We start from the raw sequence: 14,434 nt of genomic DNA, 5'->3' as shown, positions 1-14,434 counted from the left end.
TTAACGGCCGTAGCCTTTCAGGTTAGCTTTCTTCAGTGCCGACTCGTACTGACTTGACATCATCAGAGTTTGCACTTGAGCCATAAAGTCCATGATGACGACAACTACGATAAGCAGTGAAGTACCGCCAAAGTAGAAGGGAACCTTCATCGCATCACGCATGAACTCCGGGATAAGGCAGATAAACGTAATGTAGAGAGCGCCGATTAAGGTCAATCGCGTCATTACTTTATCAATATACTTCGCCGTTTGCTCTCCCGGACGAATTCCCGGTACGAATGCACCAGACTTCTTCAGGTTATCTGCTGTTTCACGAGGGTTGAAAACCAACGCCGTATAGAAGAAACAGAAGAAGATGATTGCAGTCGCATAGAGTAGCACATAAAGCGGCTGTCCTGGCTGCAAATACAGCGAAATTGTTGTCAGCCAGTTCCAACCGGTACCGCCCCCAAACCACGATGCAATCGTTGCCGGGAACAGAATAATGCTGGAAGCAAAGATGGCTGGAATGACGCCTGCCATGTTCACTTTCAACGGTAAATGTGTGCTCTGTGCAGCGTAAACGCGACGACCTTGCTGACGTTTTGCGTAGTTCACCACAATGCGGCGTTGACCACGTTCAACAAAGATAACAAAGAAGGTCACTGCGAATACGAGTACTGCAACCAACAGCAACAGAAGGAAGTGCAGGTCGCCTTGCCGCGCTTGCTCGATGGTATGGCCAATGGCCGGCGGGAGACCCGCAACGATACCTGCGAAGATAATGATCGAAATACCGTTACCGATACCACGTTCAGTAATCTGTTCGCCCAGCCACATCAGGAACATCGTTCCTGAGACCAGACTCACAACAGCGGTAAAGTAGAAAGCAAAGCCTGGATTCATTACCAGGCCTTGCATCCCTGGCATATTCGGCAGACCGGTAGCAATACCGATCGACTGAAATATGGCCAATACCAACGTACCGTATCGGGTGTACTGGCTAATCTTACGACGGCCAGCCTCCCCTTCTTTCTTAATTTCCGCTAACGCTGGATGAACCACCGTTAATAACTGGATGATAATCGATGCCGAAATATACGGCATGATGCCCAGTGCGAAAATAGAAGCACGGCTCAGAGCACCACCAGAGAACATGTTAAACATTTCAATGATGGTGCCACGCTGTTGCTCAAGCAGTTTGGCAAGTACAGTGGCATCAATACCAGGGATTGGAATAAAAGAGCCAATACGGAAGACAATGAGTGCGCCGATTACAAACAGCAGTCTGCGTTTCAGCTCACCAAAGCCACCCTTGGCACTTTGAAAATCTAATCCCGGTTGTTTAGCCATCTGCTACTTATTCCTCGATTTTACCGCCAGCAGCTTCGATTGCAGCACGTGCACCTTTGGTGACACGCAGACCGCGAACCGTTACCGGTGTAGAAACTTCACCAGACAGAATTACTTTAACGAATTCAATCTGAACACCGACAATGTTGGCTGCTTTCAGCGCGTTCAGGTCGACGATACCGCCTTCAACTTTCGCCAGATCAGACAGACGAATCTCTGTGGTGATCATTGCTTTGCGAGAGGTGAAACCGAACTTCGGCAGACGACGGTACAGAGGCATCTGACCACCTTCGAAACCGCGACGTACGCCACCGCCAGAACGTGAGTTCTGACCTTTGTGACCACGACCGCCGGTTTTTCCGAGGCCAGAACCGATACCACGACCCAGACGCTTGGTAGCGTGCTTAGACCCTTCGGCCGGAGACAGAGTATTTAAACGCATCTCTTACTCCTCCACTTTAACCATATAGGAAACCGCGTTAACCATACCGCGTACTGCAGGCGTGTCTTCACGCTCAACGGTGTGGCCAATACGACGCAGACCCAGGCCAACCAGAGTGGCTTTATGCTTAGGCAAGCGGCCGATTGAACTACGGGTTTGAGTGATTTTAATAGTCTTAGCCATCGTGATTACCCCAGAATTTCTTCAACGGATTTACCACGCTTAGCAGCGACCATTTCCGGAGATTTCATATTGCCCAGGCCGTCGATAGTTGCACGAACCACGTTAATCGGGTTAGTAGAACCATAGGCTTTTGCCAGTACGTTATGAACTCCAGCGACTTCCAGAACGGCGCGCATTGCACCACCGGCAATAATACCGGTACCTTCTGAAGCCGGCTGCATGAACACGCGGGAACCCGTGTGTGCACCTTTAACTGGGTGCTGCAGGGTGCCGTTGGTCAGCGCGACGTTAACCATGTTGCGACGGGCTTTCTCCATCGCTTTCTGGATCGCTGCTGGAACTTCACGCGCTTTACCGTAACCAAAACCTACGCGACCATTACCATCGCCTACCACAGTCAGTGCTGTGAAGGAGAAGATACGACCACCTTTAACAGTTTTAGAAACACGGTTTACCGCGATCAGTTTTTCCTGCAGTTCGCCAGCTTGTTTCTCGATGTGTGCCATCTTAGACCTCTACCTTAGAACTGAAGGCCAGCTTCACGGGCAGCATCTGCCAGTGCCTGGACGCGACCATGATATTGGAAACCGGAACGGTCGAAAGAAACACCAGTGATGCCTTTTTCGATTGCGCGTTCTGCGATAGCTTTACCTACTGCAGCTGCGGCTTCTTTATTACCGGTATACTTCAGTTGTTCAGTGATAGCTTTTTCTACAGTAGAAGCAGCGACCAGAACTTCGGAACCGTTCGGGGCGATTACCTGTGCGTAAATATGACGCGGGGTACGATGTACCACCAGGCGAGTAGCACCCAGCTCTTTGAGCTTGCGACGTGCACGGGTCGCACGACGGATACGAGCAGATTTCTTATCCATAGTGTTACCTTACTTCTTCTTAGCCTCTTTGGTACGCACGACTTCGTCGGCGTAACGGACACCCTTGCCTTTATAAGGCTCAGGACGACGGTAGGCGCGCAAGTCCGCTGCAACCTGACCAATCAGCTGTTTATCAGCGCCTTTCAGCACGATCTCAGTCTGAGTTGGACATTCTGCAGTGATACCCGCGGGCAGCTGGTGATCGACTGGATGAGAAAAGCCCAGAGACAGGTTAACCACGTCGCCTTTAACGGCTGCACGATAACCTACACCAACCAGCTGCAGCTTCTTAGTGAAGCCTTCGGTAACACCGATTACCATTGCGTTCAGCAGCGCGCGAGAAGTACCCGCCTGCGCCCAGCCGTCAACGAAACCTTCGCGCGGTGCGAAAGTCAGAGCGTTGTCAGCATGCTTAACTTCAACAGCATCATTGATAGTACGAGTCAGCTCGCCGTTTTTACCTTTAATCGAAATTACCTGACCGTTGAGTTTTACCTCTACGCCGGCAGGAACAACGACAGGTGCTTTAGCAACACGAGACATATGTATCCTCCGATTACGCTACGTAGCAGATAATTTCGCCACCAAGACCTGCCTGGCGCGCTGCACGATCAGTCATGACACCTTTAGATGTAGAAACTACAGCGATGCCCATACCAGCCATTACCTTTGGCAGCTCATCTTTTTTCTTATAGATGCGCAGACCAGGACGGCTTACTCGCTGAATGCTTTCTACAACAGCTTTGCCCTGGAAATACTTGAGAGTAAGTTCCAGTTCCAGCTTGATGTCGCCTTCGATTTTGAAATCTTCAATATATCCTTCTTCCTTCAGAACGTTGGCAATTGCCAATTTCAGCTTGGAGGAAGGCATGGTGACCGCAACTTTGTTTGCGGCCTGACCGTTACGGATACGGGTCAGCATATCCGCGATCGGATCTTGCATGCTCATCTGTGTTACTCCCGTGATTCAATTGGTGACAATTACCAGCTAGCCTTTTTCAGGCCCGGGATTTCACCGCGCATGGCGGCTTCGCGGACCTTGATACGGCTCAACCCAAACTTCCGCAGGAAACCGTGCGGACGACCTGTTTGACGGCAGCGGTTACGCTGACGCGAAGGGCTGGAATCACGCGGCAGACTCTGCAGCTTCAGAACAGCATCCCAACGATCTTCGTCGGAAGCGTTCACATCAGAGATGATCGCTTTCAGTTCAGCGCGTTTAGCGAAGAATTTGTCTGCTAATTTTGCACGCTTAACTTCGCGTGCTTTCATAGATTGCTTAGCCATTAAGTAACCCTACCTTACTTACGGAACGGGAAGTCAAAGGCAGCCAGCAGAGCACGGCCTTCATCATCAGATTTCGCAGTAGTGGTAATGGTGATATCCAAACCACGAACGCGATCGACTTTGTCGTAGTCGATTTCTGGGAAGATGATCTGCTCACGTACACCCATGCTGTAGTTGCCACGACCATCGAATGACTTAGCGGACAAGCCACGGAAGTCACGGATACGTGGAACAGCAATGGTGACCAGACGCTCAAAGAACTCCCACATGCGCTCGCCACGCAGAGTTACTTTACAGCCGATCGGATAGCCCTGACGGATTTTGAAGCCTGCAACTGATTTGCGTGCTTTGGTGACCAGCGGTTTTTGACCGGAGATTGCTGCCAGGTCAGCTGCTGCGTTATCCAGCAGTTTCTTGTCAGCGATCGCTTCACCAACACCCATGTTCAGGGTGATCTTCTCGACCCGAGGGACTTGCATGACAGAATTGTAGCCAAACTCTGTCATGAGTTTCTGGACTACTTCGTCTTTGTAGTAATCATGCAGTTTCGCCATCGTACTACTCCAAATTACTTGATAGTTTCGCTGTTAGACTTGAAGAAACGGACTTTTTTGCCGTCTTCGAATCTAAAGCCTACACGGTCAGCCTTACCAGTTGCCGCGTTGAACAGTGCAACGTTAGAAACCTGAATAGCAGCTTCTTTTTCAACGATGCCACCTGGTTGGTTCAGAGCCGGAACCGGCTTCTGATGTTTCTTCACCAGGTTGATACCTTCAACGATGACCTTACCAGAAGACAGGACATTCTTAACTTTACCGCGCTTACCTTTATCTTTACCGGTTAACACGATAACTTCGTCGTTACGACGGATTTTAGCTGCCATTGTTCGCTCCTTAGAGTACTTCTGGTGCCAGAGAGATAATTTTCATGAACTTTTCAGTACGAAGTTCACGAGTTACCGGCCCAAAAATACGCGTACCGATAGGCTGCTCACTGTTATTGTTCAGAATAACGCATGCATTACCATCGAAGCGAATGACAGAACCGTCCGGGCGACGAACACCCTTCCTGGTGCGCACCACTACCGCCTTCAGGACATCACCTTTTTTGACTTTACCACGCGGAATTGCTTCCTTGATGGTAACTTTGATGATGTCACCGACGCCTGCGTAGCGACGGTGCGAGCCACCCAGAACCTTGATACACATTACGCGACGTGCACCGGAGTTGTCGGCGACGTTCAGCATAGTCTGTTCTTGGATCATTTTAGTGCTCCGCTAATGTCAACTACTACTTCGGGACCTAAACCTCAGGTCGTTAGAAAGCCCCATAATTGAGGGCGCGGCATTGTAACACCGGTTCTCACAGATGGGTAGAAAAAATAAACGGCTCTCAATCGAGCCGCTGATTTCCCCTGATGACAGGGAGGGCGTATTCTAGGGAATAGTGCGAACAGTAGCAAATGTAATCTGCCTTATTTTTCGTCGCCTCCCAAATAAAGTACCCTTCTGACTCAACCAGCCAGTTTCCTGGCCAGTTGGTTATGCTGACGCAGCACGGCTGGCAGTTCAATTCCGGCCACTTGTCCGTCCCGTACCCGGACTTTTCCGTTAATGATGCTATAGGCAACCTGTCCCGGATTACAGAACACCAGGGCGGCGACAGGATCGTGCCCTGCCCCGGCAAGACCAATTCGATTCAGGTCAAAAATGGCCAGATCGGCCATCATGCCCGGCGCAATGGTGCCCACATCATCGCGGTTAAGCACCTTTGCTCCACCCAGCGTCGCTAGTTCCAGTGCCTGACGTGCCGTCATCGCATCCGGGCCGAAGCCTACGCGTTGCAGCAGCATCGCCTGACGAACCTCGGCCATCATGTCTGAGCTGTCATTGGAGGCTGAGCCATCCACACCCATACCCACGTGTACGCCGGCATCACACATATGGCGTATCGGCGCGATACCGGAACCGAGGCGCATGTTCGAGCAGGGACAGTGCGCGACGCCGGTACCGGTACGTGCAAAGAGTTCTATGCCATGTTGATCCAGTTTGACACAGTGAGCATGCCAGACATCCGGTCCTACCCAGCCAAGGTCTTCAACATACTGTGCTGGCGTCATATTGAATTTTTCACGGCTATAACGAATATCGCTGTCGTTCTCCGCCAGATGGGTGTGCATTGATACATTGAAGCTGCGTGCCATCGCTGCGGATTGCTTCATCAGCTCACGGCTGACTGAAAACGGCGAACATGGCGCAACCACGATGCGTAACATCGAACCGTGACTGTCATCATGGTAGCGCTCAATCACTCGCTGCGTATCTTTAAGAATGGCGGCTTCATCCTCTACCAGTGCATCGGGTGGTAAGCCACCTAGGGACTTACCGACGCTCATGCTGCCCCTGCTCGCATGGAAACGCATGCCCATTAAGGCTGCAGCCTCAATACTGTCGTCAAGCTTACAGCCATTGGGATAGACGTAGAGATGGTCACTGGTGGTGGTGCAACCGGAGAGCATTAGCTCGGCCATGGAGATCTGTGTTGAGATATGAATCATCTCAGGCGTCAGATTCTGCCACAGTGGATAGAGATGGGTTAGCCAGTTAAAAAGCTCGCCGTTTTGCACTGCAGGAATAGCGCGGGTCAGGCTCTGATACATGTGGTGATGCGTATTGATCAGGCCAGGGATGACAATGTGTCCTCGCAGATCGATGATCTCATCCGCGCTATCGGGTAACGAGCGTGCTTCCCCGACTGCAACGATTTTATTTCCTTTTATCAGAACAGAAGCATTACGTATTTCCCGACGGTCGGCATCCATGCAGACCACACATTCAGCATTCTTCAGTAACAGAGTTCGTTCCATGCTATTGCCTGTGGGTAGTAGTTGTGTGTTACCCGATAATAGCGGCAAGCTTTTGGCAGAGCTAATCGCAGGTAACGCAGCTAACAGTGGCAATTTTAACAGTGACCGGCGTAAGCGGTCATGACTCTCCATTTTCACGGCACATTTCCTTGTACAGTTATGATAACCCCGGCTTTTATAGCCTGGCGCTTTCAGGCCGCGTCGCCTGAAGAGAGGCAGCTTAATCCCTGCAAACCCCTGAATTTGTGAGCGCCATCAAATCCGCATTGCCACAGGCACAAATGGATCAAGCCCGAATTGCAGGCAAAAAAAAACCCCCTGCCGAAGCAGAGGGTTTCCTCAGAAAAAACGATTCTTATTACAGAACAGCTTTCTCGATTACGCGAACCAGGGTCCAGGATTTAGTCTTGGACAGTGGACGGCATTCGCGGATTTCTACCACGTCACCAATTCCACATTCATTGTTCTCGTCATGGATGTGCAGCTTGGTCGTACGTTTAATGAATTTGCCGTAGATCGGGTGTTTCACGAAACGTTCGATAGCAACAACTGCAGATTTCTGCATTTTGTCACTTACTACACGACCCTGCAGAGTACGGATTTTATCGGTCATTACGAACCCGCCTTCTCAGTCAGTAAAGTCTTAACGCGTGCAACATCACGGCGAACCTGTTTCAGCAGATGAGTCTGCTGCAGTTGGCCAGATGCTGCCTGCATGCGCAGTTTAAATTGCTCACGCAGCAGATTAAGCAGCTCAGTGTTCAGCTCTTCAACGCTTTTTTCACGCAGCTCAGTTGCTTTCATTACATCACCGTCTTAGTTACAAAGGTGGTTTTGATAGGCAGTTTTGCTGCTGCCAGCTTGAATGCTTCACGGGCCAGCTCTTCTGGTACGCCGTCCATTTCATACAGGACTTTACCAGGCTGGATCAGGGCAACCCAATACTCTACGTTACCCTTACCTTTACCCATACGCACTTCCAGCGGCTTCTCGGTGATCGGTTTGTCCGGGAATACTCGGATCCAGATCTTACCTTGACGCTTAACTGCACGGGTCATAGCACGACGTGCTGCTTCGATCTGACGAGCAGTCAGACGACCACGGCCAACAGCTTTCAGACCGAAAGTACCGAAGCTGACATCCGTACCCGCAGCCAGACCGCGGTTACGGCCTTTGTGCACTTTACGGAATTTCGTACGCTTTGGTTGTAACATCAGCGACTCTCCTTACTTACGGCCTTTACGCTGCTGCTTTTTAGGTTGAGCAGCCGGTTCCGGTTGTTCAACAGCAGCCATACCACCCAGGATCTCACCTTTGAAGATCCATACCTTAACGCCGATTACACCATAAGTGGTGTGCGCTTCAGAGGTGTTGTAGTCAATGTCAGCACGCAGTGTGTGCAATGGCACGCGACCTTCACGATACCATTCGGTACGTGCGATCTCGGCGCCACCCAGACGGCCGCTAACTTCGACTTTAATACCCTTCGCGCCAAGACGCATGGCGTTCTGAACTGCACGCTTCATAGCACGACGGAACATCACACGACGCTCCAGCTGTGAAGTGATGCTGTCAGCTACCAGTTTCGCGTCCAGTTCCGGCTTGCGGACTTCGGCGATATTAATCTGTGCAGGAACGCCAGCGATATTCGCGACGACCGTGCGCAGTTTTTCTACATCTTCGCCTTTCTTACCGATAACGATGCCCGGACGAGCGGTGTGAATAGTCACACGGATGCTCTTCGCTGGACGCTCGATAACGATACGAGAGACAGATGCTTTAGCCAGTTCTTTAGTCAAAAACTGACGTACTTTAAAATCGCTGTCCAGGTTGTCAGCGAATTCTTTGGTGTTCGCAAACCAGGTAGAGTTCCATGGTTTTACAATACCCAGGCGAATACCATTAGGATGTACTTTCTGACCCATTGCTAGTCTCCAGAGTCTCAGCGATCGGACACAACCACAGTAATGTGGCTGGTGCGCTTCAGGATGCGATCTGCACGACCTTTGGCACGCGGCATAATGCGTTTCATGGTCGGACCTTCATCAACGAAAATTTTCGTGATTTTCAGATCGTCGATATCAGCGCCATCGTTGTGTTCGGCGTTAGCAATGGCAGATTCCAGAACTTTTTTGACCAGTACAGCCGCTTTCTTATTGGTGTAGGTCAAAATGTCCAGTGCCTGCGACACTTTCTTACCGCGAATCAGGTCAGCAACAAGGCGAACCTTCTGAGCAGAAGAACGAGCGTGGCGATGTTGAGCTAAAGTTTCCATCTCTTCCTCCTACTTATTTCTTCTTGGCTTTTTTATCAGCCGCGTGACCGCGATAAGTACGTGTCGGCGCGAATTCACCCAGTTTGTGACCAACCATTTCGTCGGAAACAAAGACAGGAACGTGCTGACGACCATTATGGACAGCGATGGTCAAACCGATCATGTTAGGAAAGATCGTTGAACGACGGGACCAAGTGCGCAAAGGCTTCTTGTCACCGCTTTCCACCGCTTTCTCTACCTTCTTCAGCAAGTGCAGGTCAATAAAAGGACCTTTCTTGAGAGAACGTGGCATGGCTTATCCTCTAATATTATTTGCTACGGCGACGTACGATAAACTTATCGGTACGCTTGTTGCTACGGGTCTTCTTACCTTTGGTCTGAACGCCCCACGGAGTTACCGGGTGCTTACCAAAGTTACGACCTTCACCACCACCGTGCGGGTGATCAACTGGGTTCATCGCGGTACCACGAACGGTAGGACGAACACCACGCCAACGGGCTGCACCAGCTTTACCCAGAACGCGCAGCATATGCTCAGCGTTGCCGACTTCGCCCAGTGTTGCGCGGCAGTCAGACTCGACTTTACGCATTTCACCTGAACGCAGACGCAGGGTAACGTAAGAACCTTCACGCGCAACGATCTGCACGTAAGCACCGGCTGAGCGAGCAATCTGACCGCCTTTGCCTGGTTTCATTTCTACGTTATGCACGGTTGAACCCACCGGGATGTTACGCATCGGCAGAGTGTTACCTGCTTTAATCGCAGCATCAACGCCAGATTGGATCTGGTCGCCGGCTTTCAGGCCTTTAGGGGCCAGGATGTAACGGCGCTCGCCGTCTTTGTACAGAACCAGTGCGATGTTCGCAGAGCGGTTCGGATCGTACTCAAGACGTTCAACAACTGCCGGGATACCGTCTTTGTTGCGTTTGAAGTCAACAATACGATAAGCCTGCTTGTGACCACCACCGATATGACGGGTAGTGATACGACCATTGTTGTTACGGCCACCGGATTTGCTGTTTTTTTCTACCAGCGGGGCAAATGGTTTGCCCTTGTGCAGCTCCGCGTTTACCACTTTAACTACATGGCGACGACCCGGAGATGTCGGTTTACATTTAACAACTGCCATTGTCTTTCTCCTCCGACTTACTCAGCGCCGCCAGCGAAGTCCAGATTCTGGCCTTCTTTCAGGGTGACGTAAGCTTTTTTCCAGTCGCTACGACGACCGATACGCTGTCCTTGACGCTTAACTTTGCCCTTAACTACCAGGGTGTTTACGTCTTTAACTTCTACTTCGAACAGTTTCTCAACAGCAGCAACGATCTCTGCTTTGGTCGCGTCATTAGCAACTTTGAGAACGATGGTATTGGTTTTTTCCATCGCGCTAGATGCTTTTTCAGATACGTGCGGCGCGCGCAGTACTTTCAGCAGACGTTCTTCACGGATCATGCCAGCATCTCCTCAACTTGCTTAACTGCATCAGCAGTCATAACGACTTTGTCGAAGGCGATCAGGCTAACTGGGTCGATACCGGATGCATCACGTACGTCAACCTTGTACAGGTTGCGCGCAGCCAGGAACAGATTCTCATCCAGTTCACCGGTGATGATCAGCACGTCTTCCAGAGCCATGTCTTTCAGTTTCTGTACCAGCAGCTTGGTTTTCGGTGCTTCTACAGCAAATGATTCGACAACGATCAGACGATCTTGACGTACCAGTTCGGACAGGATGCTTTTCAGCGCGCCGCGGTACATCTTTTTGTTAACTTTTTGACTGTGGTCCTGCGGCTTCGCAGCAAAGGTCACACCACCTGAACGCCAGATTGGGCTCTTTACAGAACCTGCACGCGCACGGCCGGTGCCTTTTTGACGCCATGGCTTTTTGCCTGAACCGGTTACTTCGGCGCGAGTTTTCTGCGCACGAGTACCCTGGCGGGCGCCAGATGCGTAAGCAACAACAACCTGGTGAACCAGCGCTTCGTTGAAATCACGACCGAAGGTAGTTTCGGAAACAGTCAGCGCGCTCTGCGCGTCTTTCAATACTAATTCCATTGCTATCCCCTTACGCCTTCACAGCTGGTTTAACGATCAGGTCGCTACCGGTAGCACCGGGAACTGCACCTTTAACCAGCAGCAGGTTGCGCTCAGCGTCAACACGTACTACGTCCAGACTCTGAACGGTTACGCGCTCATTACCCAGCTGACCTGCCATTTTCTTGCCTTTGAACACTTTGCCCGGAGTCTGGTTCTGACCGATAGAACCCGGAACGCGGTGAGACAAGGAGTTACCGTGAGTAGCGTCCTGGGTACGGAAGTTCCAGCGCTTAACGGTACCGGCGAAACCTTTACCTTTAGAGGTACCGGTTACGTCAACTTTCTTAACTTCAGCGAAAATCTCAACGCTGATGCTCTGACCTACAGAGTATTCTTCACCTTCAGCGGTGCGGAATTCCCACAGGCCACGGCCAGCTTCAACGCCAGCTTTAGCAAAATGACCAGCTTCAGGTTTGGTCACACGGTTTGCTTTTTTAGCACCGGTGGTAACCTGAATTGCCTGGTAACCATCGTTTTCCAGGCCTTTGACCTGAGTAACGCGGTTCGCTTCAACTTCGATTACGGTGACGGGGATAGAAACGCCATCTTCAGTGAAGATGCGGGTCATGCCCACTTTTTTACCGACTAAACCAATCATTGTTTCAACCTCTCAATCGCTCGATGACCTGATTAACCCAGGCTGATCTGCACGTCAACACCGGCAGCCAGATCCAGACGCATCAGAGCATCAACGGTTTTTTCAGTTGGCTCAACGATGTCTACCAGACGCTTGTGAGTGCGGATTTCGTACTGATCACGCGCATCTTTGTTAACGTGCGGAGAGATCAGAACAGTAAAACGCTCTTTGCGGGTTGGCAGCGGGATTGGACCACGAACCTGCGCACCAGTGCGCTTGGCGGTCTCAACGATTTCCGCGGTTGATTGATCGATCAGACGATGATCAAACGCTTTAAGACGGATACGGATTCTTTGGTTCTGCATGAGACCAGAGCTCCAAACTTTTTATAGACGAAAAAAATTACTACTCGAGCCCATTACGATTGATGGGAGAGTGTAATCGTTCAGCATATAACTCCACAATTGGGAGTATTGTCAGGCGGCCTAAATTTCAGCCGTCTGCGATTCTGCTCGAATCGCGCCTGCAATATCTGCAGGCCCGCGCATTATACGTAAATCTGTTCAGGAAGCAACCCGTGTTGAGGTTTTACCCATTAAATTGTGGCCGGTTCGTGAGGCGTGCGTCGCATTGCACTGCCGTATCGCTGATAAATCAGTTATGCAGTTGTGAGTCTGTTTCCGCTGTTCTTAATCCACAGATGACACAGAACCCATTGCCGACGAGAGTGCATCTAACCTTTCGTCCGGAGCATAAACATGTCGCCCACTCTGATAACTCACATTGCTGCACTCGCAGGCGGCGGTGCATTGGGAAGCTTTCTTTCGCTGACCTGCCAGCGCTTCACCCCCGCCCTCTCACCTGCTCAATGGTTTGCCCTACTCTGCTTTCCGGGTTCGCACTGTAATCATTGCCAGCAGCGCCTGCTGTGGCGCGATGCGCTGCCGTTAATAAGCTGGCCAGGTTTAAAAGGGCGGTGTCGCTTCTGTCATCACGCGTTCGGCGCAGAAAGTTTTGTCATTGAATGGCTGTTCGCCATTCTGTGCCTGCTGGTGCTGCAGAGCTTTGATCACTCTGCGGAGGCTATTTTTATTATTACTGCCTCCGGCCTCTTGCTGCTCGTGGCTGCCATCGATCGCCGCCACTTCTGTATACCTGACCCGCTCAATTATCTGCTGCTCTGGTCCGGATTACTCCATGCCACGCTGTCCGGAACCGAAACAACGGCGATATGGGGTGCTCTGGCGGGCTACTGTGCGTTGTGGCTGCTCGCCTGGAGCTATCGGCAGATGCGGGGGTACGAAGGGTTAGGCTATGGCGATATCAAGCTCTTCGCAGCGTTAGGTGCCTGCTGTGGCTGGCAGACATTACCCTGGATTGCGCTGGGTGCCACCGTTATGGCGCTGACGTCGATCGTGATGCTGCAACTGCGGGGTTTTATTCAGGGGGACAGCCCGCTGCCGTTTGGCCCTTTCCTGGCCATTGCGGGCTGGGTAACGATAGTGCTGCAGACCCGATTCACTCTTGTTTGATTTGAGCCTGCAGATAGTTCTGGATGCCCATCTTCTGGATTAACTCAAGTTCCGTCTCGATCCAGTCAATGTGATGTTCCTCATCAGACAGGATTTCAATCATCATGTCACGGCTGACATAGTCATGCACTTTGTCAGCATAGGAGATGGCTTCACGAAGGTCTTTCGCACCCTCCAGCTCCAGATTCAGGTCTGAACTCAGCATCTCTTCAACATCTTCACCGATACGGAGCCGTCCCAGATCCTGAAGGTTTGGGATCCCTTCCAGGAAAAGAATACGCTCAATATATTTATCGGCATGTTTCATCTCATCGATTGATTCATGGTATTCCACATCATTGAGGCGCGTCAGACCCCAGTTTTTGAACATGCGCGCATGCAGAAAGTACTGATTGATAGCAACCAGTTCATTTCCAAGCAGTTTATTGAGATGACTGATAACTTTGATATCGCCCTTCATTGTTAACCCTCCGCGTCTGGTTTATTAGAGCGTAGATGCGGTTAAAAAGAAGTCAAAAAAACGCGACAGATATTGTGGGTATTCACGCACCGCTCGTCGGTCAGGCTATCTCTTTGTAGAGTGGTGCATGCTGCATCTCTTCATCCATAATTTCACGCGCAGCACGAATGCATTTGCCGCATTGCTTGCCGACCGGCACAAGCTGGCGCAGTTGCTGAATAGATTTGGGCTGATAGCGACGCACGACTTCACGAAGGGTTTTATCACTGATGGCATTACACAGGCAGACGTACATTGATTCATCACTCGGGTACATTTTCTGTACACACTGTAAATGCGAATCGTTTTTATTTCAAACCCACCCTTTGCAGGGTTATGGCGTTTTCAGAGCAAAAAAAAAGAGCACCGAAGTGCTCTTTTTACTGTGTTGCAGTGGCCATTTACACGGCCACAGCAGATATCACAATTAAGCGATAACTTTAGCAACAACACCCGCGCCAACGGTACGGCCG

At 50.9% G+C, this 14,434-nt stretch carries 26 protein-coding genes; 1 reads left to right on the top strand and 25 read right to left on the bottom strand.

All coding sequences use genetic code 11. The features are described 5' to 3' along the window. From secY to rpsJ, 23 genes are all read right to left on the bottom strand, one after another. Entirely contained in the window at positions 1-1,332 is a 1,332-nt protein-coding gene (secY, locus tag FOV68_RS23325; RefSeq protein ID WP_003850175.1) for a preprotein translocase subunit SecY, read from the bottom strand. Between the two features lie 7 nt (positions 1,333-1,339). Continuing rightward, positions 1,340-1,774 carry a 50S ribosomal protein L15 gene (gene rplO / locus FOV68_RS23320; protein WP_003850168.1) on the bottom strand — a complete coding sequence of 145 codons (435 nt, stop codon included), beginning with the start codon at positions 1,772-1,774 and terminating at the stop codon, positions 1,340-1,342. A 3-nt stretch (positions 1,775-1,777) separates the two neighbouring features. Further along, positions 1,778-1,957, bottom strand: coding sequence for a 50S ribosomal protein L30 (gene rpmD, locus FOV68_RS23315; RefSeq protein ID WP_003850166.1), 180 nt, complete (start codon positions 1,955-1,957; stop codon positions 1,778-1,780). Between the two features lie 5 nt (positions 1,958-1,962). Next, positions 1,963-2,463, bottom strand: coding sequence for a 30S ribosomal protein S5 (rpsE, locus tag FOV68_RS23310; protein WP_003850164.1), 501 nt, complete (start codon positions 2,461-2,463; stop codon positions 1,963-1,965). A gap of 14 nt (positions 2,464-2,477) precedes the next feature. Next, on the bottom strand, positions 2,478-2,831 hold the full coding sequence (rplR, locus tag FOV68_RS23305) for a 50S ribosomal protein L18 (protein WP_003850163.1): 354 nt from the start codon (positions 2,829-2,831) through the stop codon (positions 2,478-2,480). 9 nt (positions 2,832-2,840) lie between these two features. Continuing rightward, positions 2,841-3,374, bottom strand: coding sequence for a 50S ribosomal protein L6 (rplF, locus tag FOV68_RS23300; protein WP_003850161.1), 534 nt, complete (start codon positions 3,372-3,374; stop codon positions 2,841-2,843). A 13-nt stretch (positions 3,375-3,387) separates the two neighbouring features. Next, entirely contained in the window at positions 3,388-3,780 is a 393-nt protein-coding gene (gene rpsH / locus FOV68_RS23295) for a 30S ribosomal protein S8 (RefSeq protein WP_003850158.1), read from the bottom strand. Between the two features lie 32 nt (positions 3,781-3,812). Beyond that, the gene (gene rpsN / locus FOV68_RS23290; protein ID WP_008927132.1) at positions 3,813-4,118 is read right to left on the bottom strand and encodes a 30S ribosomal protein S14; all 306 of its coding nucleotides are present in this window, start codon (positions 4,116-4,118) and stop codon (positions 3,813-3,815) included. A 14-nt stretch (positions 4,119-4,132) separates the two neighbouring features. Then, positions 4,133-4,672, bottom strand: a complete 540-nt coding sequence (gene rplE / locus FOV68_RS23285) for a 50S ribosomal protein L5 (RefSeq protein ID WP_003850155.1) — start codon at positions 4,670-4,672, stop codon at positions 4,133-4,135. 14 nt (positions 4,673-4,686) lie between these two features. Then, positions 4,687-5,001 carry a 50S ribosomal protein L24 gene (gene rplX / locus FOV68_RS23280; protein ID WP_003850150.1) on the bottom strand — a complete coding sequence of 105 codons (315 nt, stop codon included), beginning with the start codon at positions 4,999-5,001 and terminating at the stop codon, positions 4,687-4,689. A 10-nt stretch (positions 5,002-5,011) separates the two neighbouring features. Then, positions 5,012-5,383 (bottom strand): 50S ribosomal protein L14, encoded by a 372-nt coding sequence (gene rplN, locus FOV68_RS23275; RefSeq protein WP_006120590.1) that lies wholly within the window; start codon positions 5,381-5,383, stop codon positions 5,012-5,014. 248 nt (positions 5,384-5,631) lie between these two features. Beyond that, a complete protein-coding gene (locus FOV68_RS23270) occupies positions 5,632-6,984 on the bottom strand; it encodes an 8-oxoguanine deaminase (RefSeq protein WP_031593728.1) in 1,353 nt (450 codons plus the stop codon). Positions 6,985-7,342: 358 nt separating this feature from the next. Continuing rightward, entirely contained in the window at positions 7,343-7,597 is a 255-nt protein-coding gene (gene rpsQ, locus FOV68_RS23265) for a 30S ribosomal protein S17 (protein ID WP_003850147.1), read from the bottom strand. Next, entirely contained in the window at positions 7,597-7,788 is a 192-nt protein-coding gene (gene rpmC, locus FOV68_RS23260) for a 50S ribosomal protein L29 (protein ID WP_143991687.1), read from the bottom strand. Before rpmC ends, rpsQ begins: the two co-directional genes overlap by 1 nt. Then, positions 7,788-8,198 carry a 50S ribosomal protein L16 gene (gene rplP, locus FOV68_RS23255; RefSeq protein WP_008927134.1) on the bottom strand — a complete coding sequence of 137 codons (411 nt, stop codon included), beginning with the start codon at positions 8,196-8,198 and terminating at the stop codon, positions 7,788-7,790. Before rplP ends, rpmC begins: the two co-directional genes overlap by 1 nt. A 12-nt stretch (positions 8,199-8,210) precedes the next feature. Then, positions 8,211-8,909, bottom strand: coding sequence for a 30S ribosomal protein S3 (rpsC, locus tag FOV68_RS23250; protein ID WP_009087585.1), 699 nt, complete (start codon positions 8,907-8,909; stop codon positions 8,211-8,213). Between the two features lie 17 nt (positions 8,910-8,926). Further along, a complete protein-coding gene (gene rplV / locus FOV68_RS23245) occupies positions 8,927-9,259 on the bottom strand; it encodes a 50S ribosomal protein L22 (RefSeq protein ID WP_008927136.1) in 333 nt (110 codons plus the stop codon). A gap of 13 nt (positions 9,260-9,272) precedes the next feature. After that, positions 9,273-9,551, bottom strand: coding sequence for a 30S ribosomal protein S19 (gene rpsS, locus FOV68_RS23240; protein ID WP_001138115.1), 279 nt, complete (start codon positions 9,549-9,551; stop codon positions 9,273-9,275). A gap of 16 nt (positions 9,552-9,567) precedes the next feature. After that, positions 9,568-10,389: a 50S ribosomal protein L2 gene (rplB, locus tag FOV68_RS23235; RefSeq protein ID WP_008927137.1), complete on the bottom strand. Its 822-nt coding sequence runs from the start codon at positions 10,387-10,389 to the stop codon at positions 9,568-9,570. A 17-nt stretch (positions 10,390-10,406) separates the two neighbouring features. Beyond that, positions 10,407-10,709 (bottom strand): 50S ribosomal protein L23, encoded by a 303-nt coding sequence (gene rplW / locus FOV68_RS23230; RefSeq protein WP_003850708.1) that lies wholly within the window; start codon positions 10,707-10,709, stop codon positions 10,407-10,409. After that, the gene (gene rplD / locus FOV68_RS23225; RefSeq protein ID WP_003850711.1) at positions 10,706-11,311 is read right to left on the bottom strand and encodes a 50S ribosomal protein L4; all 606 of its coding nucleotides are present in this window, start codon (positions 11,309-11,311) and stop codon (positions 10,706-10,708) included. Before rplD ends, rplW begins: the two co-directional genes overlap by 4 nt. A 10-nt stretch (positions 11,312-11,321) precedes the next feature. After that, the gene (gene rplC, locus FOV68_RS23220; protein WP_003850712.1) at positions 11,322-11,951 is read right to left on the bottom strand and encodes a 50S ribosomal protein L3; all 630 of its coding nucleotides are present in this window, start codon (positions 11,949-11,951) and stop codon (positions 11,322-11,324) included. A 32-nt stretch (positions 11,952-11,983) separates the two neighbouring features. Continuing rightward, a complete protein-coding gene (gene rpsJ, locus FOV68_RS23215) occupies positions 11,984-12,295 on the bottom strand; it encodes a 30S ribosomal protein S10 (RefSeq protein WP_001181005.1) in 312 nt (103 codons plus the stop codon). Positions 12,296-12,688: 393 nt separating this feature from the next. On the opposite strand from rpsJ, the gene FOV68_RS23210 reads away from it, so the two are divergent. After that, positions 12,689-13,462 carry an A24 family peptidase gene (locus tag FOV68_RS23210; protein WP_143991686.1) on the top strand — a complete coding sequence of 258 codons (774 nt, stop codon included), beginning with the start codon at positions 12,689-12,691 and terminating at the stop codon, positions 13,460-13,462. On the opposite strand, the gene bfr is transcribed toward FOV68_RS23210, so the two are convergent. Together bfr and bfd are read right to left on the bottom strand one after the other, a co-directional pair. Beyond that, a complete protein-coding gene (gene bfr / locus FOV68_RS23205; RefSeq protein WP_143991685.1) occupies positions 13,449-13,922 on the bottom strand; it encodes a bacterioferritin in 474 nt (157 codons plus the stop codon). The two genes, FOV68_RS23210 and bfr, sit on opposite strands and share 14 nt — an antisense overlap. A gap of 100 nt (positions 13,923-14,022) precedes the next feature. Further along, positions 14,023-14,217 (bottom strand): bacterioferritin-associated ferredoxin, encoded by a 195-nt coding sequence (gene bfd / locus FOV68_RS23200; protein ID WP_010671585.1) that lies wholly within the window; start codon positions 14,215-14,217, stop codon positions 14,023-14,025. Positions 14,218-14,434: the final 217 nt, after the last annotated feature.

Origin of the sequence: Pantoea sp. paga (genome assembly GCF_007558755.1) — a bacterium.
Lineage (GTDB): Bacteria > Pseudomonadota > Gammaproteobacteria > Enterobacterales > Enterobacteriaceae > Pantoea > Pantoea agglomerans.
This window is presented reverse-complemented; position numbering and strand designations above follow the sequence as displayed.